Here is a 25,540-nt window from a genome sequence, read left to right as displayed (position 1 = left end):
GATAGCTAAAGTTTGCGTGTGAAAAATGTGATAAGCGTGCTTTTAGGCCAGGAATGCTGAGGAACGTCACAGAATTTTTATCGCGAGGAACAGATGAAGCCAGTGAAACGCAGCGCCTTAACACTATTTCTTGCCGTTTTATCTTTCGTGGCGGCGGCGCATCCGCACAGCTTCATCCGTCTGCAAACGCAGGTGGTCAGTGAAAATGAGCAATTTGTGGCGTTAAAAATGCGCTGGACAATGGACGCGCTGACGTCCGCAGATCTGCTGTATGACGCCGGAAACGCGGTACCGGGGTCAGAAATATGGAAAAAGTTGGCGGCGGAAGTGATGGCTAACGTACTTGGGCAGCACTACTTTACAGAAGTGTGGCGCAATGGCGCGAAAGTGAAGTTTAAAAACAGGCCGACAGAATACGGTATGACGCGTGACGCGCATCAGGCGGTATTGACCTTTACGCTACCGCTGGCTGAACCGCAGCCGTTAAGCGGACAGACTTATACCTTTTCAACGTTTGATCCCTCTTATTATGTCGATATGCATTATGACCAGGCCAGCGATATCACGATGCCGGAACCGCTGCGCGAAAAGTGTCGGATTCAGGTTTATACTCCTGCGCCCGGCGAAGAGACGCTACGTTTCGCCCAGTCGCTGGATAAAGAGGACGCGCCGCCGGAGGATATGGATTTAGGTAAACAGTTTGCCCAAACGGTGACCTTGCAATGTCAGTAATTTTTTCTCAACGCGCTCCGGGGCGACGCTGGCTCTCGCTGTGGCCACTGGTGTTATTCCTGCTGCTGATGCTGGTTGGCGGTCTGTGGATATGGCAGGCCTGGCCGCAGGTGATGTTGAAAAGCGCTCTTTGGCAGCGGGACGTAAATCAGCAGTTGAGCGCGCTGCTTAATGCGGTGGCGACGCATCCTGAGCGGGCGGGCGGATCGTTGCTTCTGCTGAGTTTTATGTATGGCGTGCTTCATGCGCTGGGGCCGGGACACGGCAAAGTGGTGATCGCGACATGGCTGGCGACGCATCCTTCGAAGCTGAAATCAAGTATCATGCTAACCCTCGCCGCCGCGTTATTACAGGGGCTCGTGGCTATCGGGTTGGTGGTGGGCGTGCTGACCGTATTGCAACTTCCGGCCAGGCAGCTCCATCTGAGCGGTTTCTGGCTGGAAAAGGGGAGCTATGCGTTAGTTGGCGGGCTGGGCATCTTGCTGTGCTGGCGGGCCATAAAAAGGTTACGCGCGCTGCTACGTAAACCTGTCTTTATCGCTTTTACGCCGCGCCATGTTCACCATGAAAAATGCGGCTGCGGACATCAGCATTTACCGACGCAGGAACAATTGCATAGCGGCGATGACTGGCGCGCGCGACTCATGATCGTACTGTCTATGGGGATGCGGCCCTGTTCCGGCGCGATAATGGTGCTGTTATTCAGTAAAGTGATTGGCGTTTTTAGCTGGGGAATGGCGTCGGTACTGGCAATGGCGGCGGGAACCTCGCTAACGATTACCTCGCTGGCGCTGCTGGTACACACTTTTCGTGCTCTGGCGGTGAAACTCAGTGGAAACAAAGCGCCGGCGTTATGGCGGCAGGTAGGCTGGTCAACGCTGGCGCTGGCCGGAGGGGTCATACTGCTTGTTGCGGCGCTGGTCATGTGGTTTAGCGTGCCGCAGCCTGTGGGCGGGCTGCGGCCATGGCGTGGTTGATTAGTGCCCGGCGGGTTTGAGATGCATCCGCGCGACGGATTCGTCTTCGGCCCAGTAAATGCGTTCGGCGACCATCGCTTCCGGATTGAGCTGAACGCCGCGCAGTACCCGTTCTTTAAAACGCAGGTAGCCGCCTTTGTCGATCAGATGGCCCATATGTAGATAGATCGGTTTTCCGCCGAGCATCTCTTTTTCAAATTCATACAGGTTAACGATCACCTGCTTTATCACATCTTCAGTCACCCAGTTGAGGAAGAGCTTGCCGACGCGCGGCGTCTTTTTACTGGTGCGTCCGCCCAGACGGACTTGCCAGAGCTGATCCGGCTTACGTTGCCAGGCCAGCGTCGGACAGGCCAGCACGCACTCGCCGCAGCCGATACAGGCGGACTCTTCTTTGACCGCTTTGCCGTTCTTCAGCGCCAGGCAGCCTACCGCGTGGTGACTACAGGCCTTCACGCAGGCGCCGCAACCGATACAGCGATCGGCAGTGAAGCGCATTTTCGCCACGCCAATAATTCCCAGATCGGCCATTGACGCCTTCGCGCAATCATTCGGGCAGCCAACGATGACCGTTTTGAGATGATAAGGGCTGGGATAGACCAGTTTTTCAAGACGACGGGACAGACCGGTCGTGTCAGTGTTGGCTTTCTGGCAAATGCGGTTCCCCTGACAGGCGACAATATTTCGCCCGCCAATAGCGAGATAGCCCGCTTTGGTATCCTCAACCTGGACGTCGCACAGTTCTATTTCAATCTCGCGAAGAAACGGCTCCAGCGCGGCGTTCACGTTGTCGATATCTTCGTAACGGATACCCGGCATCGCCAGCTTCTGGCGGGTAGTGAGGTGAATTTGTCCGTTGCCCCAGGTTTCGGCGATGTCACGCGCCACCGTTAGCAAATGCGCGGGCAAAATACCGCCGGGAATGCGGACGCTGATCATGGCTTCGCCGCGCACTTTTGACAGGCGATATTCGTTTTTCGCACGGGCTTTAATGATATCAATATCAATGCTCATGATGTTCTCCTTAATCGGCAAAACGTTGCGCGACGGCGTAGTTAAATATCGGGCCGTCGGTGCAGACATACACTTCGCCCATACGGCAGTGGCCGCACTTCCCGACGGAGCAGGCCATCCGGCGTTCGTAGTCCACCCAGATTTGCTCCGGCTTGAGCCCTTTTTGCAGCAGCATTTTTACGGTAAAGGTAATCATTATTGGCGGCCCAACGACGATGGCCTGCATAGTGTCGATATCGCTAAGCGTCATGTCGGCAAGCCGATCGGTCACCCGGCCAATCTGGTAACGGTCATCAGCCTCGCCTTCATCCAGCGTGAGCACCAGATTATGTTTGCCGCGCCACGTCGCCATTTCTTCTTTGTACAGCACGCAATCGCGATTTTTATAGCCGAGAATCATATCCAGTTGACCAATTTCCTGGGGATTCTCAACGAAATAGCGCATTAAGCCTTTCACCGGCGCGACGCCCGTGCCGCCTGCGACAACCAGTAAGGGTTTATGGCGCAGCGTATCGACCGGATAGCCATTGCCATAGCAGCCGCGTAGCCATACGTTGTCGCCTTCTTTCAGCGTAAAGAGGGCGCTGGTCACTTTTCCGACATTACGAATCAGCAGATCTATCCAGCCGTCGCCATAGTCGGAAACGGAGATGGGCGCTTCGCCGACGCGCGGCAGCGACACCTCAACAAATTGCCCCCAGTGCGCGGGAAAATCGACGGCCACGCGGAAATTCCACTCCAGCGGCGTGTGGCGAGTAATACTGAGGATGCGGTACGCCGCAGGCAGCAAACTGTGCTGCGGTTTATCATGACAGGAACAATGTGACATGCGTTATGCCTCCTCTGCCAGCGCCTGCCGAACGGCAGCGGTCATTTTGTTGATAATCAAAGAAAATTTGATGTATTGCGGGCAGCGATCGTCGCAGCGGCCGCAGCCGACGCACATATGTTCAATGCCGTTGCGCGCTTTGTAGTCATTGACCTTATGCAGGGCGCGGTAGCGCAGACGCTCGCCGGGTTTTTCGCGAAAACCATGACCGCCGGCCATGTCGCTAAAGCCCGGCACCATGCAGCTTGCCCACTGGCGACGGCGTTCGCCGCGCTGCGGATTTTCATCATAGGCGACGTCAAAGACGCTATAGCAGGTACAGGTTGGGCACCCGGTAGTGCAGCGGCCACAACTGATGCAGCGGCTGTCGTAGGCGTCCCATAGCGGGTGGCGGGTGAGAATGTCGCGAATTTTTTGCGGATCGCGGCAAACGCTGTCCGGCGTGACGACGGTTTCCCGGTTTTCGCTGACGAAAGAGGGGGTATAGTCAGCCTCCTGCCCCAGCCCTTGTATCGCCGCCTCGATAAAGGGATCGCGGATGCTGACAAGCGCGCCCTCATCGCTAAAACGCATGGCGGCGCTATAACAGTCAGTTTTATTGGTACCCATTGAGACGCAGAAACAATTTTCGAAGCTTTCTTCACACTCAATAAGGACGAAACGAATATGCTCCCGTAGCAGTTGATAACTGTAATCGGAATTATTCCCATTTGATAAATACATATAATCCAGCCGCGACATGGCGTTAATGTCGCAGGCGCGGGCAAAGATGATTATCGGGGAAGTGTCTGTCTCGGCAATTTGAATGGTGTCTTTATCGAAATAAAAGAGCGTTTCGGTGATAGGGGCGATAATGGTATTCGGCGACATGTGCGATTTCTCGTGCCAGATGAGATCGCGCCAGCCGCTAATCCGTTGATAAATAATGTTGTCAGTGTCGGAAAAACGTCCGCCGCGAAACTCTGCGGACGGGGCAAACACGCGCCATTTTTTGTTTAATCGCTGGATAAGCAAACTAAACTCGTCAGGCGTAATTTTGATAGCCATCACATACTCCACAGTAATATTCAGGAAAAACAAATGAAAATAAATTGTTATAAAAATCAGTTGAATATTACTGTTACGCTAGCGCTAATCCACCGCCTTCGCTAACGGGAAAAAATGGTTTTTACTATCGGTATAATAAATATATTCTTAATCATAAAATATGCATATATACAGCGTCGCGCTATTTAGCGGATAGCGCGGTCTGAATAAATTTAATCATTGCATCACGGTAAAGGTTTGCATAACGTCCGGAAAAAGCATCAATGTGATCGCCGTCAGGAATGAAGATTTTTTGTTTGGGCTCCCGGGCGAGGGCATACAATTTCTCACTGTCCTGCCAGGGAATAACATGGTCTGCCGTGCCATGAAGAATCAATACCGGAATGGGGCTGATGCTGGCAATATTGCGATCCGCGCTATAGCGGTCATCAAGCAAATAGCCGCTGCCTGGGATCATCTGGTTGGCGATGGAGGAATAGGATAAAAACGTTGAGTCGAGGATAATCGCACGTATGCCCGCCTGGTCGGCGTAGCGCATATTTGCGCAGCCTACGCAGTGGCCTACGGCGGCCAGCACATTATTTCCGCCCAGGCTCTGCCCCAGCAGTATCAGGCGCTCGGGGTTAACGTCGGCACGATGCCGCACATAATCTATCGCGCTTTTCGTATCATCCAGTAGCCCTTCTTGTGATGGGGTGCCCTCCGATTCGCCAAAACCACGGTAATCAAACATAAACAGGTTTACGTTGCGTTCTGGCAGCCAGCTGACTAACGGCCAGTGCGCCGACATATTTCCGGCGTTGCCATGGACATGAATCACCGTCGCGACGGCGTTTTCCGGCCTGCCGAAAGCAGTGGGAATAAACCAGCCGTGCAGATGCGTGCCATCTTTGGCGGTAAAGGTAATGGATTCAGCTTCGGCAGGGGTTGGCCCATAGACTTTATTGTCCGGGTAATAAAAGGCATTGATCGCTACGCGGGGTAGCAGGTAAATACAGACCACAATGATAAACAGAATAAAAAGGGATTTGACGATGCGTCGGGTATGTTGAAGGGTCATGTTCGCTTCCTTGCCGCTTTATGCCAATAGCGGAGCAGGGAGCGATCGTACAAAAACATGCAGCCAAGTAAAGCGATGAGGCTGTGTTTAGGAAAAACGCCTGAAAAGGCACGGCGGATGAGTGGCCCCATCCGCCGAAGAGACTTAGCGCTTCAGCGCATCGCTCAGTTCGTCGCGCATATTCGCCAGCATGGCTTTAACGACGCGCGGATTCCCCGCCACGATATTACCGGTCATCATGTAGTTATGACCGCCGGTGAAATCGCTGACGATACCGCCCGCTTCACGAACCAGCAGTTCGCCCGCGGCGAAATCCCACGGACGAAGGCCAATTTCAAAGAAACCATCGACACGACCTGCAGCCACATAGGCCAGATCCAGCGCGGCGGAACCGGTGCGGCGGAAATCGGCGCATTCGGTGAACAGCTTGCCGATAATATTAATGTAGGTGGTCGCGTATTGTTTGGCTTTGAACGGGAAGCCGGTAGCGAGGATAGTGCCGTCCAGATCGCGCGCGGTACTGCCGCGCAGACGATAGCCGTTGAGCTGTGCGCCCTGACCGCGGGTGGCGGTGAACAGTTCGTTACGCATCGGATCGTAAACGACAGCCACTTCAGTACGGCCTTTAATGCGTACAGCAATGGAAACAGAGAAGTGTGGCAGACGTTTGATGAAGTTGGTGGTGCCATCCAGCGGATCGATAACCCATTGAACATCCTGATCTGTGCCAACGTGCTCACCGCTTTCTTCGGTGATAATAGTGTGTTGCGGGTAAGATTTGCGAATGGTGTCGATAATCACCGCTTCAGCGGCCTTATCTACGTTGGTCACAAAATCGTTACTGCCTTTTTGGCTCGCTTCTACAGCGTCCGGAGTTTCATAGTTTTTGGCAATTACATTACCCGCCTTGCGCGCTGCGCGCACGGCGATGGTCAGCATCGGATGCATCGGTCTCTCTCACTGGATGTTAAAGAACGGGAAAACGGCGCAGAGTATAGCAGCGAGATCGGAATCTGTCTTGGTTTTATGGTAAGATGTCAGAATAATCTTTAGCTGAAGAAAGACAATGCTGCAAAACATTCGAATTGTGCTGGTGGAAACCTCCCACACCGGCAATATGGGCTCTGTGGCTCGCGCTATGAAAACCATGGGCTTAACTAACCTGTGGCTGGTAAACCCGCTGGTGAAACCGGACTCCCAGGCCATCGCCCTGGCGGCAGGCGCCAGCGATGTGATTGGTAATGCGCAGATCGTCGATACGCTGGACGAAGCGTTGGCTGGCTGTAGCCTGGTGGTCGGCACCAGCGCCCGCTCCCGCACTCTGCCGTGGCCGATGCTTGATCCGCGCGAGTGTGGCTTAAAAAGCGTGGCGGAAGCGGCAAATACGCCGGTTGCGCTGGTTTTTGGTCGTGAGCGTGTCGGGCTGACTAACGATGAGTTGCAAAAATGCCATTATCACGTCGCGATTGCCGCTAACCCGGAGTACAGCTCGTTGAATCTGGCGATGGCGGTACAGGTCATCGCGTATGAAGTCCGTATGGCCTGGCTGGCGACGCAGGAAAACGGCGACGCGGCAGATCATGAAGAGACACCGTATCCGCTGGTGGACGATCTTGAACGTTTCTACGGCCATCTGGAGCAGACGTTGCTCTCCACTGGCTTTATTCGCGAAAACCATCCGGGGCAGGTGATGAATAAATTGCGCCGTCTGTTTACCCGCGCCCGCCCGGAAAGCCAGGAGTTGAATATTCTGCGTGGGATTCTGGCGTCTATTGAGCAGCAGAATAAAGGCAAGTAACCGCGTTAATGCCGCACGGAACGCTAAATACCTGACTAATTTACTCAAGTAAATAGTTGACCAAATTACTCGGGAATGTCAGACTTGTCCCTGCTATGCAATACCCCCATTTTACAATAAAAAACCCCGGGCAGGGGCGAGTTTGAGGTTAAGTAAGACATGAGACTGACATCTAAAGGGCGTTATGCCGTGACCGCAATGTTAGACGTTGCGCTCAACTCCGAAGCGGGCCCGGTACCGTTGGCTGATATTTCTGAACGTCAGGGGATTTCCCTTTCTTATCTGGAACAGCTATTTTCCCGTTTACGTAAAAACGGTCTGGTTTCCAGCGTACGCGGGCCAGGCGGCGGTTATCTGCTGGGTAAAGATGCTGGCAGTATCGCGGTCGGCGAAGTGATCAGCGCGGTTGATGAATCCGTTGACGCGACCCGTTGCCAGGGGAAAGGCGGCTGCCAGGGCGGCGATAAATGCCTGACCCATGCGCTGTGGCGTGATTTAAGCGATCGTCTGACCGGTTTTCTCAACAATATTACCTTAGGCGAGCTGGTGAATAACCAGGAAGTTCTGGATGTGTCTGGTCGCCAGCACACGCATGACGCGCCGCGCGCCAGCGGTCGTGCGCAGGACGCTATCGACGTTAAATTACGCGCTTAATTAAAATATTACGCCATCTCTTCTGGCGGCCTCATGCGGTGAATGCCGCGGTCGTCTGAAGGATGAAGCGTAAAAAAGAATTCAGAATCAGGCCGGGACGCGGACGTCCCGTTAACACGGTCGTACATCCAGCCGGTTGCCTGATTCCTTGCATTGAGTGATGTACGGAGTTTAAGAGCAATGAAATTACCGATTTATCTCGACTACTCCGCAACCACGCCGGTGGACCCGCGTGTTGCCGAGAAAATGATGCAGTTTCTGACCCTGGACGGAACCTTTGGGAACCCGGCGTCTCGTTCACACCGTTTCGGCTGGCAGGCTGAAGAAGCCGTCGATATCGCCCGCAACCAGATTGCTGAACTGGTCGGTGCCGACCCGCGTGAAATCGTCTTTACCTCAGGGGCGACGGAGTCCGATAACCTGGCGATCAAAGGCGCTGCCAACTTTTATCAGAAAAAAGGCAAGCACATCATCACCAGCAAGACCGAGCACAAAGCGGTGCTGGACACCTGCCGTCAGCTTGAGCGCGAAGGGTTTGAAGTGACCTACCTGGCGCCGCAGCGCAACGGCATCATCGATCTCAACGAGCTCGAAGCAGCGATGCGTGACGACACCATTCTGGTTTCCATCATGCACGTGAACAACGAAATCGGCGTGGTGCAGGATATCGCGACCATCGGCGAAATGTGCCGCGCGCGCGGTATCATCTACCACGTTGACGCCACCCAGAGCGTGGGCAAACTGCCTATCGACCTGAGTCAACTGAAAGTGGATCTGATGTCCTTCTCCGGTCATAAAATTTATGGTCCGAAAGGCATTGGCGCGCTGTATGTGCGTCGTAAGCCGCGTATTCGCATTGAAGCGCAGATGCATGGCGGCGGGCACGAACGCGGTATGCGCTCTGGTACGCTGCCTGTTCACCAGATCGTCGGCATGGGCGAAGCTTACCGTATCGCGAAAGAAGAGATGGAGACCGAAATGGCCCGTCTGCGCGGTCTGCGTAACCGTCTGTGGAACGGCATCAAAGATATTGAAGAAGTTTACCTGAACGGCGACCTTGAGCAGGGCGCGCCAAACATTCTCAACGTGAGCTTTAACTACGTTGAAGGCGAGTCGCTGATCATGGCGCTGAAAGACCTGGCGGTCTCTTCCGGTTCCGCCTGCACCTCCGCCAGTCTGGAACCGTCCTACGTGCTGCGCGCGTTGGGCATGAATGACGAACTGGCGCATAGCTCTATCCGTTTCTCTTTAGGTCGTTTTACCACTGAAGAAGAGATCGACTACACCATTGATCTGGTTCGTAAATCCATTGGCCGTCTGCGTGACCTTTCTCCACTGTGGGAAATGTACAAGCAGGGTGTGGATCTGAACAGCATCGAATGGGCACATCATTAATCGGTATCGGAATCAGGAGAATTTATAATGGCTTACAGCGAAAAAGTAATCGATCACTATGAGAACCCGCGTAACGTAGGGTCGTTTGACAACAACGACGATAACGTGGGAAGCGGCATGGTTGGCGCGCCGGCCTGCGGCGACGTCATGAAGTTGCAGATTAAAGTTAACGATGAAGGTATCATTGAAGACGCGCGCTTCAAGACTTACGGCTGCGGTTCCGCTATCGCCTCCAGTTCTCTGGTAACGGAGTGGGTGAAAGGGAAATCCCTGGACGAAGCGCAGGCGATTAAAAACACCGACATTGCAGACGAACTGGAGCTGCCGCCGGTGAAAATTCACTGCTCTATTCTGGCGGAAGACGCGATTAAAGCCGCTATTGCGGATTACAAAAGCAAACGCGAAGCGAAATAAAATAGAACGTTAACATTGAGGTTTTGTTATGTCGATTACACTTAGCGACAGTGCAGCAGCGCGAGTTAATACCTTCCTGGCCAACCGTGGTAAAGGGTTTGGTCTGCGTCTGGGCGTGAGAACCTCCGGCTGCTCAGGTATGGCTTATGTACTGGAATTTGTTGACGAGCCAACGGCGGAAGACACCGTGTTTGAAGACAAAGGCGTTAAGGTAGTGGTTGACGGCAAGAGCCTGCAATTTCTGGACGGTACACAGCTGGACTTCGTAAAAGAAGGTCTGAACGAAGGGTTTAAATTCTCCAACCCGAATGTGAAAGATGAGTGTGGTTGCGGCGAAAGCTTCCACGTGTAACCGTGTTCCGCTGTTATACCGAGCATTCGTGCTGCAGAAAAGCGGCAAGCGAGTGAATCCCCAGGCGCTTACTTGAGTAAATGACTGGGGGAACCCGCGCAGACAACGCATCTGCGGCGCGAAGTAAGAAGGTATAACCCCACCGTGGTCGCCTGCGTGTGGGGTTTGTTCTGACAGGCTATCCCTGAGAATGTTATGGATTACTTCACCCTCTTTGGCTTACCAGCCCGTTATCAGATTGACACCCAGGCGCTGAGCCTTCGTTTTCAGGATCTGCAACGCCAGTATCACCCTGACAAATTTGCCAACGGCACCCAGGCGCAGCAGCTTGCCGCCGTCCAGCAATCCGCCACGATCAACCAGGCCTGGCAAACGCTGCGTCACCCTTTGACGCGCGCGGAGTATCTGCTTTCCTTACACGGGTTCGATCTGGCCAGCGAGCAACATACGGTACGCGACACCGCGTTTCTGATGGAACAACTCACGCTTCGTGAAGAGCTGGACGATATCGAACAATCTAAAGACGACGCGCGGCTGGAAAGCTTCATCAAACGCGTACAAAAAATGTTTGATGCTCGTCTTCAGCAAATGGTGGAACAGTTGGACAACGCCGCGTGGGACGCGGCGGCGGATACGGTGCGCAAACTGCGGTTTCTCGATAAACTGCGAAGCAGCGCAGAACAACTCGAAGAAAAGCTGCTCGATTTTTAACTGGAATCTAACATGGCCTTATTACAAATTAGTGAGCCTGGTCTGAGCGCCGCGCCGCATCAGCGTCGTCTGGCGGCGGGCATCGACTTAGGCACTACCAACTCTCTGGTTGCGACGGTTCGCAGCGGCCAGGCGGAAACTCTGCCTGACCACGAAGGGCGCCACCTGTTGCCTTCAGTGGTTCACTATCAGCAGCAGGGCCATACGGTCGGTTACGCTGCGCGTGACAATGCCGCGCAGGATACGGCCAACACTATCAGCTCTGTGAAACGCATGATGGGACGCTCGCTGGCGGATATCCAGGCGCGCTATCCGCATCTGCCTTACCGGTTTAAGGCAAGCGTTAATGGGCTGCCGATGATTGACACGGCGGCTGGATTGCTCAATCCGGTACGCGTATCGGCTGATATTCTCAAAGCGCTGGCCGCGCGGGCTAGCGAATCGCTCTCCGGCGAGCTGGATGGCGTGGTGATTACCGTTCCCGCCTATTTCGATGATGCCCAACGTCAGGGGACGAAAGACGCCGCGCGGCTGGCAGGCCTGCATGTACTGCGCCTGCTCAACGAACCGACGGCGGCGGCGATTGCCTACGGTCTGGACTCAGGCAAAGAAGGCGTTATCGCTGTTTACGATCTCGGCGGCGGTACCTTCGATATCTCTATCTTACGCCTGAGCCGCGGGGTGTTTGAAGTGCTGGCGACGGGCGGTGATTCTGCGCTCGGCGGCGACGACTTTGACCATCTGCTGGCGGACTATATTCGCGAGCAGGCGGGAATTGCCGATCGTAGCGACAATCGCGTTCAGCGCGAACTGCTGGATGCCGCGATTGCGGCGAAAATTGCCTTAAGCGATGCCGATACCGTTCGCGTTAACGTTGCGGGCTGGCAGGGGGAGATCACTCGCGAGCAGTTTAACGATCTCATTTCCGCGCTGGTTAAGCGCACGCTATTGGCCTGCCGTCGCGCATTGAAAGATGCCGGCGTTGAGCCCCAGGACGTTCTGGAAGTGGTCATGGTCGGCGGTTCGACCCGTGTACCGCTGGTGCGTGAGCGGGTGGGCGAATTTTTTGGCCGCACGCCGTTAACCGCTATCGACCCGGATAAAGTGGTCGCTATCGGCGCAGCGATTCAGGCCGATATTCTGGTCGGCAACAAGCCGGACAGCGAAATGCTGCTGCTGGACGTGATTCCACTCTCTCTTGGGCTGGAAACGATGGGCGGCCTGGTGGAAAAAGTCATTCCGCGCAACACCACTATCCCGGTGGCGCGCGCGCAGGATTTCACCACCTTCAAAGACGGTCAGACTGCGATGTCTATCCATGTGATGCAGGGTGAACGCGAACTGGTGCAGGACTGCCGCTCGCTGGCGCGCTTTGCGCTGCGCGGGATTCCGCCGCTGCCGGCGGGCGGGGCGCATATTCGCGTGACCTTCCAGGTAGACGCCGATGGCCTGTTGAGCGTCACCGCAATGGAAAAATCCACTGGCGTCGAGGCCTCCATTCAGGTCAAACCTTCCTATGGCCTGACCGATGGCGAAATCGCCTCGATGATCAAGGATTCCATGAGTTTTGCCGAGCAGGACGTGAAAGCGCGTATGCTGGCGGAGCAAAAAGTCGAAGCCGCGCGCGTGCTGGAAAGTTTGACCGGCGCGCTAACTGCCGACGCCGCGCTGTTAAGCGCCGCAGAACGTCAATGCATTGATGATGCCGCCGCACATTTGAGCGCGGTCGCACAAGGCGATGATGTTGACGCCATAGAACAAGCCATTAAAAACGTAGATAAACAAACCCAGGAATTTGCCGCTCGCCGCATGGACCAGTCGGTTCGTCGCGCGTTGAAAGGCCATTCCGTAGACGAGGTTTAACATGCCGAAGATTGTTATTCTGCCTCATCAGGATCTTTGTCCGGATGGCGCAGTTCTGGAAGCTGAGACCGGTGAAACCATTCTTGACGTTGCGCTGCGCAACGGCATCGAGATTGAACACGCCTGTGAGAAATCGTGCGCCTGCACCACCTGTCACTGTATTGTACGTGAAGGCTTCGACTCCTTGCCGGAAAGTTCGGAAGAAGAAGACGATATGCTGGATAAAGCGTGGGGGCTGGAGCCGGAAAGTCGACTGAGCTGCCAGGCCCGCGTTACCGACGACGATCTGGTTATCGAAATTCCACGTTACACAATCAACCATGCGCGTGAGCATTAACAGAGGGTAGTATGGGACTCAAGTGGACCGATAGCCGCGAGATCGGCGAAGCGTTATACGACGCATATCCTGATGTCGATCCTAAAACCGTTCGTTTCACCGATCTGCATCAGTGGATCTGCGAACTGGACGATTTTGACGACGACCCTAACGCATCCAATGAAAAAATTCTGGAGGCGATTCTGCTAGTCTGGTTGGATGAAGCAGAGTAATTTTTGCGTCATGATCCTCGCCGCAGGTGCGTTGGCTACGTTCGCTCACCCCAGTCACATAGTTTGCTATGCTCCCGGGGATTCGCTCACTTGCCGCCTTCCTGCAACGCGAATCATTTAGCAAAAGATCTAACGGGCTGCCCTACGGCGGCCCGTTTGCTAATAAGGAAAATAACAATGACAGAAGCCATGAAAATTACGCTTTCCACGCAGCCTGCCGATGCGCGCTGGGGCGATAAAGCCACTTACAGTATTAATAACGACGGTATTACCTTGCATCTTAACGGTAAAGACGATCTGGGGTTGATCCAGCGTGCGGCGCGTAAAATCGACGGCCTGGGAATAAAACAGGTCGCGCTGACAGGCGAAGGATGGGATACCGAGCGTTGTTGGGCATTCTGGGCGGGTTACAAAGGACCAAAAGGCGTCCGTACCGTAATGTGGCCGGATTTAGACGATGCCCAACGTCAGGAGCTGGATAACCGCCTGACCATTATTGACTGGGTGCGCGACACCATTAATGCTCCGGCGGAAGAGCTTGGGCCGGAGCAACTGGCGCAGCGCGCAGTGGATCTGCTGTGCAGCGTCGCGTGCGATAGCGTCACTTATCGTATCACCAAAGGCGAAGATCTGCGCGAGCAGAACTATATGGGGTTGCATACCGTAGGCCGTGGTTCTGAGCGTCCGCCGGTGCTGCTGGCGCTGGATTACAACCCGACGGGAGACAAAGATGCGCCGGTTTATGCTTGCCTGGTCGGTAAAGGTATCACCTTTGACTCCGGCGGCTACAGTATCAAGCAAAGCGCTTTTATGGACTCAATGAAATCCGATATGGGCGGCGCGGCGACAGTAACGGGCGCGCTGGCGTTCGCTATTACCCGTGGGCTGAATAAACGCGTAAAACTGTTCCTGTGCTGCGCCGATAATCTGATCAGCGGCAATGCGTTTAAACTGGGTGATATTATTCGCTACCGTAATGGCAAGAATGTTGAAGTCATGAATACCGATGCGGAAGGGCGACTGGTACTGGCGGATGGCCTGATTGACGCCAGCGCGCAACACCCGCAGCTAATCATTGATATGGCGACGTTAACCGGCGCGGCGAAAACGGCGCTGGGTAACGACTATCATGCGCTATTCAGTTTTGACGATACGCTGGCGGGGCGCTTGCTGACCAGCGCGGCGCAAGAGAATGAACCGTTCTGGCGTCTGCCGCTGGCGGAGTTTCACCGTAACCAGCTGCCGTCTAACTTTGCGGAACTGAACAACACCGGCAGCGCGGCGTATCCCGCTGGGGCAAGCACCGCCGCGGGTTTTCTGTCGCACTTTGTTGAAAATTACCGCGAAGGCTGGCTGCACATTGACTGTTCCGCCACTTATCGCAAAGCGCCGGTTGAGCAGTGGGCTGCCGGGGCAACCGGTCTGGGTGTGCGCACCATCGCGAATTTGCTGACCGCCTGAACGGTGTTTTTGTAGGCCGGGTAAGCGAGGCGCCATCCGGCATTTTGCCTGATGGCGACGCCGTGCGTCTTATCAGGCCTACAACCCATATACATAATTTGTGATTCCTATGTCCGAAACTAAAAATGAATTAGAAATCTTGCTGGAGAAAGCGGCGACTGAGCCCGCGCATCGTCCGGCATTTTTCCGTACCTTGCTGGAGTCCACCGTCTGGGTGCCGGGCAGCGCTGCCGAAGGCGAGGCGATTGTGGAAGACAGCGCTCTGGATTTGCAGCACTGGGAAAAAGAAGACGGCACGACCGTCATTCCCTTCTTTACTTCTCTGGAGGCGCTGCAGCAGGCCGTGGAAGACGAACAGGCATTTGTGGTGATGCCGGCGCGCACGCTGTTTGAAATGACGCTTGGCGAAACGCTATTCCTCAACGCTAAATTGCCGACCGGCAAAGAGTTTATGCCGCGTGAAATCAGCCTGCTTCTCGCTGAGGAAGGCAGCCCATTAAGTACGCAGGAAGTGCTGGAAGGCGGCGAGTCGCTTATTTTATCCGAAGTGGCCGAGCCGCCGTCGCAGATGATTGATTCCCTCACTACGCTGTTTAAAACCATCAAACCGGTGAAACGCGCATTTCTCTGCGCGATTAAAGAACATGCGGACGCCCAACCCAATCTGCTGATTGGTATTGAGGCTGACGGCGAGATTGAAGAGATCATTCACGCAGCGGGCAATGTGGCGACCGACACGTTACCGGGTGACGAACCGATCGATATTTGCCAGGTGAGGAAGGGCGAGCAGGGTATCAGCCATTTTATCACCGAGCATATCGCGCCGTTCTACGAGCGCCGCTGGGGCGGGTTCCTGCGCGATTTTAAACAGAACCGCATCATCTGAAGAAAAGAAAGCCGCCCAACAGGGCGGCCTCCTGGCTTACCTGCTCTGGACGTTGAGCGTTACGGGAACAGAGCTACCTGGGTGGCTTCTGTCTGCGTGAAGACACAACGTGCCAGAAACAAGAAGCACGACACAAAAGTATCGTACCTTCATGTTGCGGTCCTTGCGAAGACCGCATCACGGCAGCACCGCTGGCGATAATGCCGTGATAGCAGGCACTACGGTGTGCCTGCGCTTACGGCCATGGGTTATCCTCTCCTGAAGCCAGCGCCCGTTTGCGAGACGGCGGAAAGGGCCGGGAAAGATAATACCTCAAATGTTGAATAGTTTCCCGGTAAATCATATTGACATTTGCTCCCTTAAAAGGGAGTATTAATCCCCTACGGTGTGCCTGCGTTGCTATGGCAACAAAGCCTGCTGGAAAGGCCGCGAACCGGACCAGCACAAAAAAACCGCTCAATTGAGCGGTTTTTTTGTGACCTGCTTAAACCGAATTTATGTAGATTCGTTTTAAATCAGCCTAAACGGTAGGCTGGATAAGCGTGAGCGCCACCCGACAGTATGTCGATTAATCGACGAGCGCGTCCAGTTTTGCCCAAAACGCCTCATGATAATCCTCCAGGTCAAGTAAAGCGGCATCGCGTTGTTCATTCATTTTTTGCTGTGCCTTCCATTGCGGAAGATGTAAATCCTCTTCGGTAAAGCCGATGTCTTTAGCGCCCGAAATAATATTATAGAGATATTCCACCAGAGAAGACTCCGCCAGCCAGAATTCATTACGTTCCATGCGGGCAATAGGGTATTCGCCGTTGGCATCCCGTTCTGTGATATAGATAAAAATGGCCTGATCGCCGACATGATCGATACGAATTAATGCCGGAAGACGGGGATCGTTACTCCAGACAGGCATCAGATCTTCAATATCAATACCTGAGCTATCCATGCCAACGCCGTAATACGCCTCTTCATCAGGGGAGTAAGAATGAATTACTCCCTCTTTATCAATAGATCTTTGTAATGTTTCAATCACAGGCATATTATAATTGCTCAGGAGATCGCGGTCGTAGGCCAGTAGCGCCTTCAGGCTTTCAGGTAACTCAGTGGTTTCCGTATTTTGCGGATCGCGATACTTACGCACTCGCAGACGACTTATTTCCTCGGCAGGCATAGGATTAGGCACTTTATTGCGGTTAACCTTTTTAACTAGCTCAATTAAATTAGCGCGTGAAATATCCATTTTCCATCCTTAAAAATTATATTTACAGGAGTTATTTCCCGGTGAAAACCAAAACAGCGGTGATGATACTCCTTATACCCGGCGTAAAGTATTTACCGATAAAAAATAGGATTTTATTAAGAGAAAATAATGCCCGTTTGCAGGACAGTGGAAAAGAGCTGAATAAAAACAATGTCTGTAGATCGTTTTACATCAGCCTGAACGGTAGGCCGGATAAGCGTGAGCGCCATCCGGCATGGCGGATATTAAGCGGGTTCAACCGGTAAATCGGTACGCGCGCCCCATTCGCTCCACGCGCCGTCGTAAAGCGTGACGTCAGGCACATCCAGCGTGGCGAGCGCCAGCACCACGACCGCGGCCGTCACGCCGGAACCGCAACTGGCGATAATCGGTCTGTCGAAACTCACGCCGTGGCTGAAAAAAACCTCATTCAGTTCGTCAGTGGTCTTTAATTCGCCCTCATACACCAGTTCCGTCCACGGGACGTTTAGCGCGCCAGGAATGTGTCCGCGCCTCAGCCCCGGACGCGGTTCATCAACCTGAGCGTTGAAACGTGCCGCCGGACGCGCGTCAACGATTTGCGCGGTTTTTTCATGACTTGCCAGCAATACGTCGGTGAGACGCACCATGGCTTGCGGCGTGAATTTCGCCTCAAACTCGCCTCCTTCATGCGCTTCCTCGCCTTCGCGCAATAGCCATTCGTCGCGCTGCCAGCCCGCCAGTCCGCCCGCCAGAATGGACACTTTCTCGGCACCGAACGTGCGCAGCATCCACCATGCCCGCGGAGCGGAGAACAGATTGCCTTCATCGTATATGACCAGGTGTTTATCCTGGCGAACACCCAGTTCACGCATGGCCACCGCAAACGCTTCCGGGCGCGGCATCATATGCGGCAACGGCGATGCGCGATCGGAAAGCGCTTCAATATCAAAAAACAGCGCGCCGGGAATATGTCCGGCGCGATATTCGCCCGCCATATCACGATGTTCCTGTCCTGGCGGCGCCATACGGGCGTCAAGAATTTGTATTTCCGGATCATCAATATGTTCGGCAAGCCAGTCGGCGGCGACAAAAAAGGCGGTGGTCATGGGCATCTCCATTGTTACCTGATTATGGACAAATTGTCGGACGTTTCCCGAAAAGGGACAAGTAGAAGAGGCTGTTTTGGCTGGCGAAACCACATTTCTGCGTAAAATTTTCGCATCATCACAGTAATACGGACTTACACAATAAAATTTCTCGCGCATAATATCTCATCAACCGTTGCTGACAGGCCGTTAAGGCCAGGGATGAAAGATGAAACATTTACGCGTGGTGGCCTGCATGATCATGCTGGCGCTGGCGGGATGCGATAACAACGATAAAACCGCCCCGACGACTAAAAGCGAAGCGTCAGCCGTAGCGCAGCCCTCGCCCGCGCAAGACCCGGCACAGCTACAAAAGCTGGCGCAGCAAAGCCAGGGCAAAGCGCTCACGCTATTAGACGCCTCCGAAGCGCAGCTTGACGGCGCGGCGACGCTGGTGCTGACGTTTTCAATTCCTTTAGATCCTGAACAGGATTTCTCCCGTGTGGTTCACGTGGTTGATAAGAAAAGCGGCAGCGTTGACGGCGCATGGGAGCTGGCGCCAAATTTAAAAGAGCTAAGGTTACGTCATCTGGAACCTGAACGCGTGCTGGTGGTCACGGTTGATCCCGCCGTTAAAGCGCTGAATAACGCCACCTTCGGCAAGTCTTATGAAAAAACGATTACCACGCGTGATGTCCAGCCCAGCGTCGGCTTTGCCAGCCGGGGATCGCTGCTACCGGGGAAAATCGCGGAAGGACTGCCGGTCATGGCGCTTAACGTCAACCATGTTGATGTGAACTTTTTCCGCGTTAAGCCCGGATCGCTGGCGTCATTTGTCAGCCAGTGGGAGTACCGTAGTTCTCTCTCTAACTGGGAGTCCGACCATCTGCTGAAAATGGCGGATCTGGTTTATACCGGTCGTTTTGATCTTAATCCGGCGCGCAATACGCGTGAGAAACTGCTGCTGCCATTAAGCGATATTAAGCCGCTGCAACAGGCGGGCGTATATGTGGCGGTAATGAATCAGGCTGGACACTACAACTATAGTAATGCCGCTACGTTGTTTACCCTTAGCGATATCGGCGTGTCCGCGCACCGTTACCATAATCGGCTGGATATCTTTACGCAAAGCCTGGAAAACGGCGCGGCGCAGTCGGGAATTGAGATCGTTCTTCTGAATAATAAAGGTCAGACGCTGGCGCAGGCGACGAGCGACGCGCAGGGACATGTGCAACTGGAAGCTGATAAAGCGGCGGCGCTATTACTGGCGCGTAAAGAGGAGCAGACCACGCTGCTCGATCTCACGCTTCCGGCTCTGGATCTGTCGGAATTTAATGTCGCTGGCGCGCCCGGCTACAGCAAGCAGTTCTTTATGTTCGGCCCGCGCGATCTCTACCGACCGGGCGAAACGGTTATCCTCAACGGATTACTGCGCGATAGCGACGGTAAAACGCTGCCCGATCAACCCGTTAAGCTGGAAGTGGTAAAACCAGACGGACAGGTGATGCGTACCGTCGTCAGCCAGCCGGAAAACGGGCTATACCGTTTGAATTATCCGCTGGATATCAACGCGCCGACCGGCTTGTGGCATGTCCGCGCCAACACCGGCGATAATTTGCTGCGGAGTTGGGATTTCCACGTGGAAGACTTTATGCCGGAGCGGATGGCGCTCAACCTGACGGCGCAAAAAACACCTCTGGCGCCTGCGGATGAGGTGAAATTCTCCGTTGTCGGCTATTACTTGTATGGCGCGCCTGCTAACGGCAATACCCTGCAAGGGCAACTTTTCCTGCGTCCGCTGCGCGACGCTGTCGCGGCGTTGCCTGGCTTCCAGTTCGGCAATATTGCTGAAGAGAATCTTTCGCGCAGCCTGGACGAAGTTCAACTGACGTTGGATAAAGGCGGACGTGGTGAAGTGAGTGCTGCCAGCCAGTGGCAAGAAGCGCATTCGCCGCTGCAGGTAATTCTACAGGCCAGCCTGCTGGAGTCTGGCGGTCGTCCGGTCACTCGTCGCGTAGAGCAGGCGATTTGGCCTGCCGATACGTTACCGGGAATTCGTCCACAGTTCGCCGCCAAAGCGGTATACGACTACCGTACGGATACCACCGTTAATCAACCGATTGTCGACGAAGACAGCAACGCCGCATTCGATATTGTTTACGCCAACGCGCAGGGCGAGAAAAAAGCGGTGTCTGGTTTACAGGTGCGGCTCATCCGCGAGCGTCGCGACTATTACTGGAACTGGTCGGAAAGCGAAGGCTGGCAGTCGCAGTTTGATCAAAAAGATCTGGTGGAGGGCGAGCAGACGCTGGATCTGAACGCGGATGAAACCGGAAAAGTCAGCTTCCCGGTGGAATGGGGCGCGTACCGTCTGGAGGTCAAAGCGCCGAATGAGACGGTCAGCAGCGTTCGTTTCTGGGCCGGCTATAGCTGGCAGGATAACAGCGACGGTAGCGGCGCGGCGCGTCCGGATCGCGTCACCCTCAAACTGGATAAAGCGAATTATCGTCCAGGCGACACCATGAAATTGCATATCGCCGCGCCGGTCGCCGGTAAAGGTTATGCGATGGTGGAGTCCAGCGACGGTCCGCTGTGGTGGCAGGCGATCGATGTGCTGGCACAAGGTCTGGAGCTCACGATTCCGGTGGATAAAACCTGGAATCGCCACGATCTCTATCTCAGTACGCTGGTGGTGCGTCCCGGCGATAAATCTCGTTCCGCGACGCCAAAACGCGCCGTGGGGTTACTACACCTACCGCTGGGGGATGAAAATCGCCGCCTCGATCTGGCGCTGGAAAGCCCGGCTAAAATGCGCCCGAATCAGCCGCTCACCGTCAGGGTGAAAGCCAGCGTTAAACACGGCGAAATGCCAAAACAGATCAACGTGCTGGTCTCCGCGGTCGATAGCGGCGTATTGAATATCACCGATTACGCGACGCCGGACCCGTGGCAGGCGTTCTTCGGTCAAAAACGCTACGGTGCGGATATCTACGATATTTACGGCCAGGTCATTGAAGGGCAGGGGCGGCTGGCGGCGTTGCGTTTTGGCGGCGATGGCGACGACCTTAAGCGCGGCGGAAAACCGCCGGTAAACCATGTCAATATCATCGCGCAGCAGGCGCAGCCGATCACGCTCAATGAGCAGGGCGAAGGGGTCGTAACGCTGCCGATTGGCGACTTTAACGGCGAACTGCGGGTTATGGCGCAGGCATGGACAGCGGACGATTTTGGTCGCGGCGAAAGCAAAGTCGTTGTCGCCGCGCCAGTGATTGCCGAGCTGAATATGCCGCGTTTTCTGGCGGGAGGGGATGTTTCGCGACTGGTGCTGGACGTCACCAATCTGACCGACCGTCCGCAGACGCTGAATATTGCGCTCGCCGCCAGTGGGTTACTGGAATTGCTTAGTCAACAGCCGCAACCGGTCAACCTGGCGCCGGGCGTGCGCACCACCTTATTCGTTCCGGTACGCGCGCTGGAAGGTTTTGGCGAAGGCGAAATCCAGGCGACCATTAGCGGTCTGAATCTGCCGGGAGAAACCCTCGGCGCGCAGCATAAGCAGTGGCAAATCGGCGTGCGTCCGGCCTGGCCTGCCCAAACGGTAAATAGCGGTATTGCGCTGGCGCCGGGAGAGAGCTGGCATGTACCAGAGCAGCATCTGGCAAACGTCTCGCCAGCCACGTTACAGGGACAACTGCTGTTAAGCGGAAAACCGCCGCTCAATCTGGCGCGCTACATTCGCGAGCTGAAAGCATATCCGTACGGGTGCCTGGAACAAACCGCCAGCGGGTTATTCCCGGCGCTGTATACTAATGCCGCTCAATTGCAGTCGCTCGGTATTACCGGCGATAGCGATGAAAAACGGCGCGCCGCGGTGGATATCGGCATCTCCCGCATACTACAGATGCAGCGTGATAACGGCGGTTTTGCGCTATGGGATGAAAATGGGGCGGAAGAGCCCTGGCTAACGGCCTACGCGATGGATTTCCTCATTCGCGCGGGCGAGCAGGGATATAGCGTCCCGCCGGAGGCCATTAACCGGGGCAATGAGCGACTGCTGCGCTATCTGCAGGATCCCGGCACGATGCTGATGCTGATTCGTTATAGCGATAATACCCAGGCCAGTACTTTTGCCGCTCAGGCTTACGCCGCGCTGGTACTGGCGCGTCAGCAGAAAGCGCCGCTCGGCGCGCTGCGCGAAATCTGGGAGCGCCGTAGTCAGGCGGCTTCAGGACTGCCGCTGATGCAATTGGGCATCGCGTTAAACACGATGGGTGATGCCAGACGCGGCGAAGAGGCCATTACGCTGGCTCTGAATACGCCGCGTCAGGACGAACGGCAATGGATAGCGGATTACGGCAGTTCTCTGCGCGATAACGCTCTGATGTTGTCGTTACTGGAAGAGAACAACCTCAGACCGGACGCGCAAAACGCGCTATTAAGCTCGCTTTCTGAGCAGGCCTTCGGTCAGCGCTGGCTCTCTACCCAGGAGAACAATGCCTTGTTCCTCGCCGCGCATTCGCGACAGGCCAGCGCGGGCGCCTGGCAGGCGCAGACCTCTTTAGAGGTGCAGCCGCTGGCGGGCGACAAGGCGCTGACCCGTAATCTGGATGCTGACCAGTTGGCCGCCCTTGAGGTGACGAACACCGGTAGCCAGCCGCTATGGCTGCGTCTGGATAGCAGCGGCTATCCCTCATCTGCGCCTGAGCCTGCCAGCAACGTTTTGCAGATTGAACGACAAATACTGGGGACCGATGGTCAGCGCAAATCGCTGTCCTCGTTGCGTAGCGGCGAACTGGTGCTGGTCTGGTTAACGGTAGTGGCCGATCGCAATGTGCCGGATGCGCTGGTGGTGGACCTGCTCCCGGCCGGGCTGGAGCTGGAAAACCAGAATCTGGCTGACAGCAGCGCCAGCCTGCCGGAGAGCGGTAGCGAAGTGCAAAATCTGCTTAATCAGATGCAGCAGGCGGATATTCAGTATATGGAATTCCGCGACGATCGGTTTGTGGCTGCCGTCGTTGTCAATGAGGGCCAGCCCGTGACGCTGGTCTACCTGGCGCGCGCGGTAACGCCGGGGACGTACCAGCTTGCGCAACCGCAGGTGGAATCGATGTACGCGCCTCAGTGGCGGGCAACCGGCGCGAGCGAGGGGCTGCTGATTGTGACGCCTTAAATGAACGGTTGGCGTGGTAAACGTGGCCGCTGGCTGTGGCTGGCGGGCGCGCCGCTTTTTATTTTCCTGGCGTTATGGGCAGCGGATAAACTCTGGCCGCTGCCGCTCAATGAGGTCCATCCTGCGCGGGTCGTGGTAGCCCATGACGGTACGCCGCTGTGGCGCTTTGCCGACGCCGGGGGGATCTGGCGTTATCCGGTGACGATTGAAGAGGTCTCTCCCCGTTACCTGGAGGCCCTAATCAATTACGAAGATCGCTGGTTCTGGCGGCACCCTGGCGTTAACCCTTTCTCCGTCGCGCGCGCGGCATGGCAGGATCTTACCGCCGGGCGCGTTATTTCCGGCGGCAGTACGCTGACTATGCAGGTGGCGAGACTGCTGGACCCGCATTCGCGCACGTTCGGCGGTAAAATCCGCCAGCTTTGGCGCGCCCTCCAGCTTGAATGGCATTTGTCCAAGCGCGATATCCTGACGCTGTACCTGAACCGCGCGCCGTTCGGCGGCACGCTACAGGGTATTGGCGCTGCAAGCTGGGCCTACTTCGGCAAGCCGCCCGCGCGCCTGAGCTACGCTGACGCGGCGCTGCTGGCCGTATTGCCGCAGGCGCCGAGCCGGTTACGCCCCGACCGCTGGCCTGCGAGAGCCGAAGCGGCACGAAATAAAGTGCTGGATCGGATGGCGGCGCAGGGCGTCTGGCCTGCCGAAACGGTACGCGAGTCGCGTGAAGAGCCGGTCTGGCTGGCGCCGCGTCAAATGCCGCAACTGGCGCCGCTTTTTGCCCGAATGATGTTGAGTAAAAGCCAGAACGACAAAATTGTGACCACGCTGGACGCCGGATTGCAGCGGCAACTGGAAGATCTGGCGCGGGCATGGAAAGGGCGGCTGCCTGCACGCAGTTCGTTGGCGATGATCGTTGTCGATCATACCGATATGAGCGTGCGCGGCTGGGTCGGATCGGTAGACCTTAATGACGACAGCCGTTTTGGTCATGTCGACATGGTAACGGCGATCCGATCGCCGGGATCGGTACTCAAACCCTTTGTGTATGGTCTGGCGCTGGATGACGGCTTGATCCATCCCGCATCATTATTACAGGACGTTCCGCGCCGCACCGGAGATTACCGCCCGGGAAACTTCGACAGCGGATTTCACGGCCCGGTCAGCATGAGCGACGCGCTGGTACGCTCGCTGAATCTGCCTGCCGTTCAGGTGCTTGAAGCCTATGGGCCGAAACGATTTGCGGCAAAACTGCGTAACGTCGGCCTGCCGCTATATTTGCCTACTGGCGCGGCGCCCAATCTTTCGCTGATTCTGGGCGGCGCGGGCGCGCGGCTTGACGAGATGGCGGCGGCATACAGCGCGTTCGCTCGTCATGGGAAAGCGGCGAAACTACGGTTACAGCCGGACGATCCGCTGTCGGAAAGACCATTAATGTCGCCGGGAGCGGCGTGGATCATTCGACGGATTATGGCGGATGAAGCGCAACCCTTGCCGGATAACGCGCTGCCGCGCATTGTGCCGTTGGCGTGGAAAACCGGCACCAGCTACGGCTATCGCGATGCGTGGGCTATTGGCGTTAACGCGCGCTATATCATCGGCATCTGGACAGGCAGACCCGACGGCACGCCTGTGGTGGGGCAATTTGGTTTTGCCAGCGCGGTGCCATTACTTAACCAGGTCAATAATCTGTTACTGGCGCATACGGGACGCCTGCCGGAAGATCCGCGTCCGCAGACGGTAAGCCGCGGCGTCATTTGCTGGCCGGGCGGACAGACTCTGCCTGCCGGAGACAGCAACTGTCGCCGCCGCCTGGCGACATGGCTTCTCGATGACAGCCAGCCGCCCACGCTGCTGTTACCTGAGCAGGAAGACATCAACGGTATTCGTTTCCCGGTCTGGCTGGATGATACGGGGCGGCGTGTCGCTGCCGACTGTCCGCAGGCGCGTGCGCATACGTTTATCGTCTGGCCGCGGCCGCTGGAGCCGTGGCTGCCGCCTGCGGAAAGACGTAGCGCCCGCTTGCCCGCGGCGTCCGACCACTGTCCGCCGCTACAGGGCAGTGATGCCGCGCCGTTAATGCTGTCAGGAGTGAGGGATGGCGCGGTGATCAGGCAATTGCCAGGCCAGGAAAACGTTACGCTGCCCGTCTCGACTACCGGCGGTAAAGGGCGTCGCTGGTGGTTTTTAAATGGCGAACCTGTTAATGGTGAAAATAATCGCCTTTCTTTATTACTCAATATCGCTGGACGTTATCAACTTGTCGTAATGGATGAGTCCGGTCAGGTTGCAGCGGTTAATTTTGAATTAATACGTTAACAACTCTT

24 protein-coding genes are annotated in these 25,540 nt (G+C 55.5%); 16 read left to right on the top strand and 8 right to left on the bottom strand.

Going from position 1 to position 25,540, the window contains the following annotated elements:
• Window positions 1-93 precede the first annotated feature (93 nt).
• Together NBA72_RS17590 and NBA72_RS17585 are read left to right on the top strand one after the other, a co-directional pair.
• A complete protein-coding gene (locus NBA72_RS17590) occupies window positions 94-732 on the top strand; it encodes a DUF1007 family protein (protein ID WP_042948310.1) in 639 nt (212 codons plus the stop codon).
• Window positions 723-1,709, top strand: coding sequence for a nickel/cobalt transporter (locus NBA72_RS17585; protein WP_042948311.1), 987 nt, complete (start codon window positions 723-725; stop codon window positions 1,707-1,709). Before NBA72_RS17590 ends, NBA72_RS17585 begins: the two co-directional genes overlap by 10 nt.
• Here the strand turns inward: NBA72_RS17585 and asrC are convergent, their stop codons facing one another.
• The 5 genes from asrC to suhB all read right to left on the bottom strand — a co-directional run bounded on the left by asrC (window position 1,710) and on the right by suhB (window position 6,607).
• Window positions 1,710-2,723 (bottom strand): sulfite reductase subunit C, encoded by a 1,014-nt coding sequence (gene asrC / locus NBA72_RS17580; RefSeq protein WP_000020685.1) that lies wholly within the window; start codon window positions 2,721-2,723, stop codon window positions 1,710-1,712.
• A gap of 10 nt (window positions 2,724-2,733) precedes the next feature.
• The gene (gene asrB, locus NBA72_RS17575; RefSeq protein WP_000017587.1) at window positions 2,734-3,552 is read right to left on the bottom strand and encodes an anaerobic sulfite reductase subunit AsrB; all 819 of its coding nucleotides are present in this window, start codon (window positions 3,550-3,552) and stop codon (window positions 2,734-2,736) included.
• A 3-nt stretch (window positions 3,553-3,555) separates the two neighbouring features.
• On the bottom strand, window positions 3,556-4,599 hold the full coding sequence (gene asrA, locus NBA72_RS17570; protein WP_000985209.1) for an anaerobic sulfite reductase subunit AsrA: 1,044 nt from the start codon (window positions 4,597-4,599) through the stop codon (window positions 3,556-3,558).
• Window positions 4,600-4,780: 181 nt separating this feature from the next.
• Window positions 4,781-5,659 carry an alpha/beta hydrolase gene (locus tag NBA72_RS17565; RefSeq protein ID WP_042948314.1) on the bottom strand — a complete coding sequence of 293 codons (879 nt, stop codon included), beginning with the start codon at window positions 5,657-5,659 and terminating at the stop codon, window positions 4,781-4,783.
• Window positions 5,660-5,803: 144 nt separating this feature from the next.
• Window positions 5,804-6,607, bottom strand: a complete 804-nt coding sequence (gene suhB / locus NBA72_RS17560; RefSeq protein WP_000553473.1) for an inositol-1-monophosphatase — start codon at window positions 6,605-6,607, stop codon at window positions 5,804-5,806.
• 118 nt (window positions 6,608-6,725) lie between these two features.
• Between suhB and trmJ the strand changes: the two genes are divergently transcribed.
• The 11 genes from trmJ (at window position 6,726) to sseB (ending at window position 15,742) form a co-directional block, all read left to right on the top strand.
• On the top strand, window positions 6,726-7,457 hold the full coding sequence (gene trmJ / locus NBA72_RS17555) for a tRNA (cytosine(32)/uridine(32)-2'-O)-methyltransferase TrmJ (protein ID WP_000940032.1): 732 nt from the start codon (window positions 6,726-6,728) through the stop codon (window positions 7,455-7,457).
• Window positions 7,458-7,616: 159 nt separating this feature from the next.
• Window positions 7,617-8,111 carry a Fe-S cluster assembly transcriptional regulator IscR gene (gene iscR, locus NBA72_RS17550; protein ID WP_001241346.1) on the top strand — a complete coding sequence of 165 codons (495 nt, stop codon included), beginning with the start codon at window positions 7,617-7,619 and terminating at the stop codon, window positions 8,109-8,111.
• A gap of 180 nt (window positions 8,112-8,291) precedes the next feature.
• Entirely contained in the window at window positions 8,292-9,506 is a 1,215-nt protein-coding gene (iscS, locus tag NBA72_RS17545) for a cysteine desulfurase (protein WP_000775263.1), read from the top strand.
• 27 nt (window positions 9,507-9,533) lie between these two features.
• Complete coding sequence (iscU, locus tag NBA72_RS17540; protein ID WP_000331704.1) at window positions 9,534-9,920, top strand: Fe-S cluster assembly scaffold IscU; 387 nt, start codon at window positions 9,534-9,536, stop codon at window positions 9,918-9,920.
• 28 nt (window positions 9,921-9,948) lie between these two features.
• Entirely contained in the window at window positions 9,949-10,272 is a 324-nt protein-coding gene (iscA, locus tag NBA72_RS17535) for an iron-sulfur cluster assembly protein IscA (RefSeq protein WP_000028952.1), read from the top strand.
• 195 nt (window positions 10,273-10,467) lie between these two features.
• Window positions 10,468-10,983, top strand: a complete 516-nt coding sequence (gene hscB, locus NBA72_RS17530; protein ID WP_000384396.1) for a co-chaperone HscB — start codon at window positions 10,468-10,470, stop codon at window positions 10,981-10,983.
• Between the two features lie 12 nt (window positions 10,984-10,995).
• Window positions 10,996-12,846 carry a Fe-S protein assembly chaperone HscA gene (hscA, locus tag NBA72_RS17525; protein WP_001196653.1) on the top strand — a complete coding sequence of 617 codons (1,851 nt, stop codon included), beginning with the start codon at window positions 10,996-10,998 and terminating at the stop codon, window positions 12,844-12,846.
• Between the two features lies 1 nt (window position 12,847).
• Window positions 12,848-13,183: an ISC system 2Fe-2S type ferredoxin gene (gene fdx, locus NBA72_RS17520; RefSeq protein ID WP_001124466.1), complete on the top strand. Its 336-nt coding sequence runs from the start codon at window positions 12,848-12,850 to the stop codon at window positions 13,181-13,183.
• A gap of 11 nt (window positions 13,184-13,194) precedes the next feature.
• The gene (iscX, locus tag NBA72_RS17515; RefSeq protein WP_000523621.1) at window positions 13,195-13,395 is read left to right on the top strand and encodes a Fe-S cluster assembly protein IscX; all 201 of its coding nucleotides are present in this window, start codon (window positions 13,195-13,197) and stop codon (window positions 13,393-13,395) included.
• Window positions 13,396-13,572: 177 nt separating this feature from the next.
• Window positions 13,573-14,856: an aminopeptidase PepB gene (pepB, locus tag NBA72_RS17510; RefSeq protein ID WP_000133541.1), complete on the top strand. Its 1,284-nt coding sequence runs from the start codon at window positions 13,573-13,575 to the stop codon at window positions 14,854-14,856.
• Between the two features lie 109 nt (window positions 14,857-14,965).
• Window positions 14,966-15,742, top strand: a complete 777-nt coding sequence (gene sseB, locus NBA72_RS17505) for an enhanced serine sensitivity protein SseB (protein WP_001533245.1) — start codon at window positions 14,966-14,968, stop codon at window positions 15,740-15,742.
• 36 nt (window positions 15,743-15,778) lie between these two features.
• Here sseB and timP read toward each other — a convergent pair whose 3' ends face one another.
• Window positions 15,779-15,895, bottom strand: coding sequence for a small toxic inner membrane protein TimP (gene timP, locus NBA72_RS17500; protein WP_350028759.1), 117 nt, complete (start codon window positions 15,893-15,895; stop codon window positions 15,779-15,781).
• Between the two features lie 415 nt (window positions 15,896-16,310).
• A complete protein-coding gene (locus NBA72_RS17495) occupies window positions 16,311-16,979 on the bottom strand; it encodes a DUF5066 family protein (protein ID WP_000355386.1) in 669 nt (222 codons plus the stop codon).
• 41 nt (window positions 16,980-17,020) lie between these two features.
• On the opposite strand from NBA72_RS17495, the gene NBA72_RS17490 reads away from it, so the two are divergent.
• Window positions 17,021-17,245, top strand: a complete 225-nt coding sequence (locus NBA72_RS17490) for a hypothetical protein (protein WP_001533267.1) — start codon at window positions 17,021-17,023, stop codon at window positions 17,243-17,245.
• On the opposite strand, the gene sseA is transcribed toward NBA72_RS17490, so the two are convergent.
• On the bottom strand, window positions 17,225-18,067 hold the full coding sequence (gene sseA, locus NBA72_RS17485; protein WP_023241637.1) for a 3-mercaptopyruvate sulfurtransferase: 843 nt from the start codon (window positions 18,065-18,067) through the stop codon (window positions 17,225-17,227). The genes NBA72_RS17490 and sseA overlap by 21 nt on opposite strands.
• A 208-nt stretch (window positions 18,068-18,275) precedes the next feature.
• On the opposite strand from sseA, the gene NBA72_RS17480 reads away from it, so the two are divergent.
• Together NBA72_RS17480 and pbpC are read left to right on the top strand one after the other, a co-directional pair.
• Complete coding sequence (locus NBA72_RS17480) at window positions 18,276-23,216, top strand: alpha-2-macroglobulin family protein (protein WP_042948320.1); 4,941 nt, start codon at window positions 18,276-18,278, stop codon at window positions 23,214-23,216.
• Window positions 23,217-25,532: a peptidoglycan glycosyltransferase PbpC gene (gene pbpC / locus NBA72_RS17475; protein WP_042948322.1), complete on the top strand. Its 2,316-nt coding sequence runs from the start codon at window positions 23,217-23,219 to the stop codon at window positions 25,530-25,532.
• The last annotated feature ends 8 nt before the right edge of the window (window positions 25,533-25,540 follow it).

It is taken from the genome of Salmonella sp. NW1250, from assembly GCF_051812965.1.
GTDB classification, from domain to species: Bacteria; Pseudomonadota; Gammaproteobacteria; order Enterobacterales; family Enterobacteriaceae; genus Salmonella; species Salmonella enterica.
Note: the sequence above shows the minus strand (reverse complement) of the source record. Positions and strands in the feature narration are given on the sequence as shown.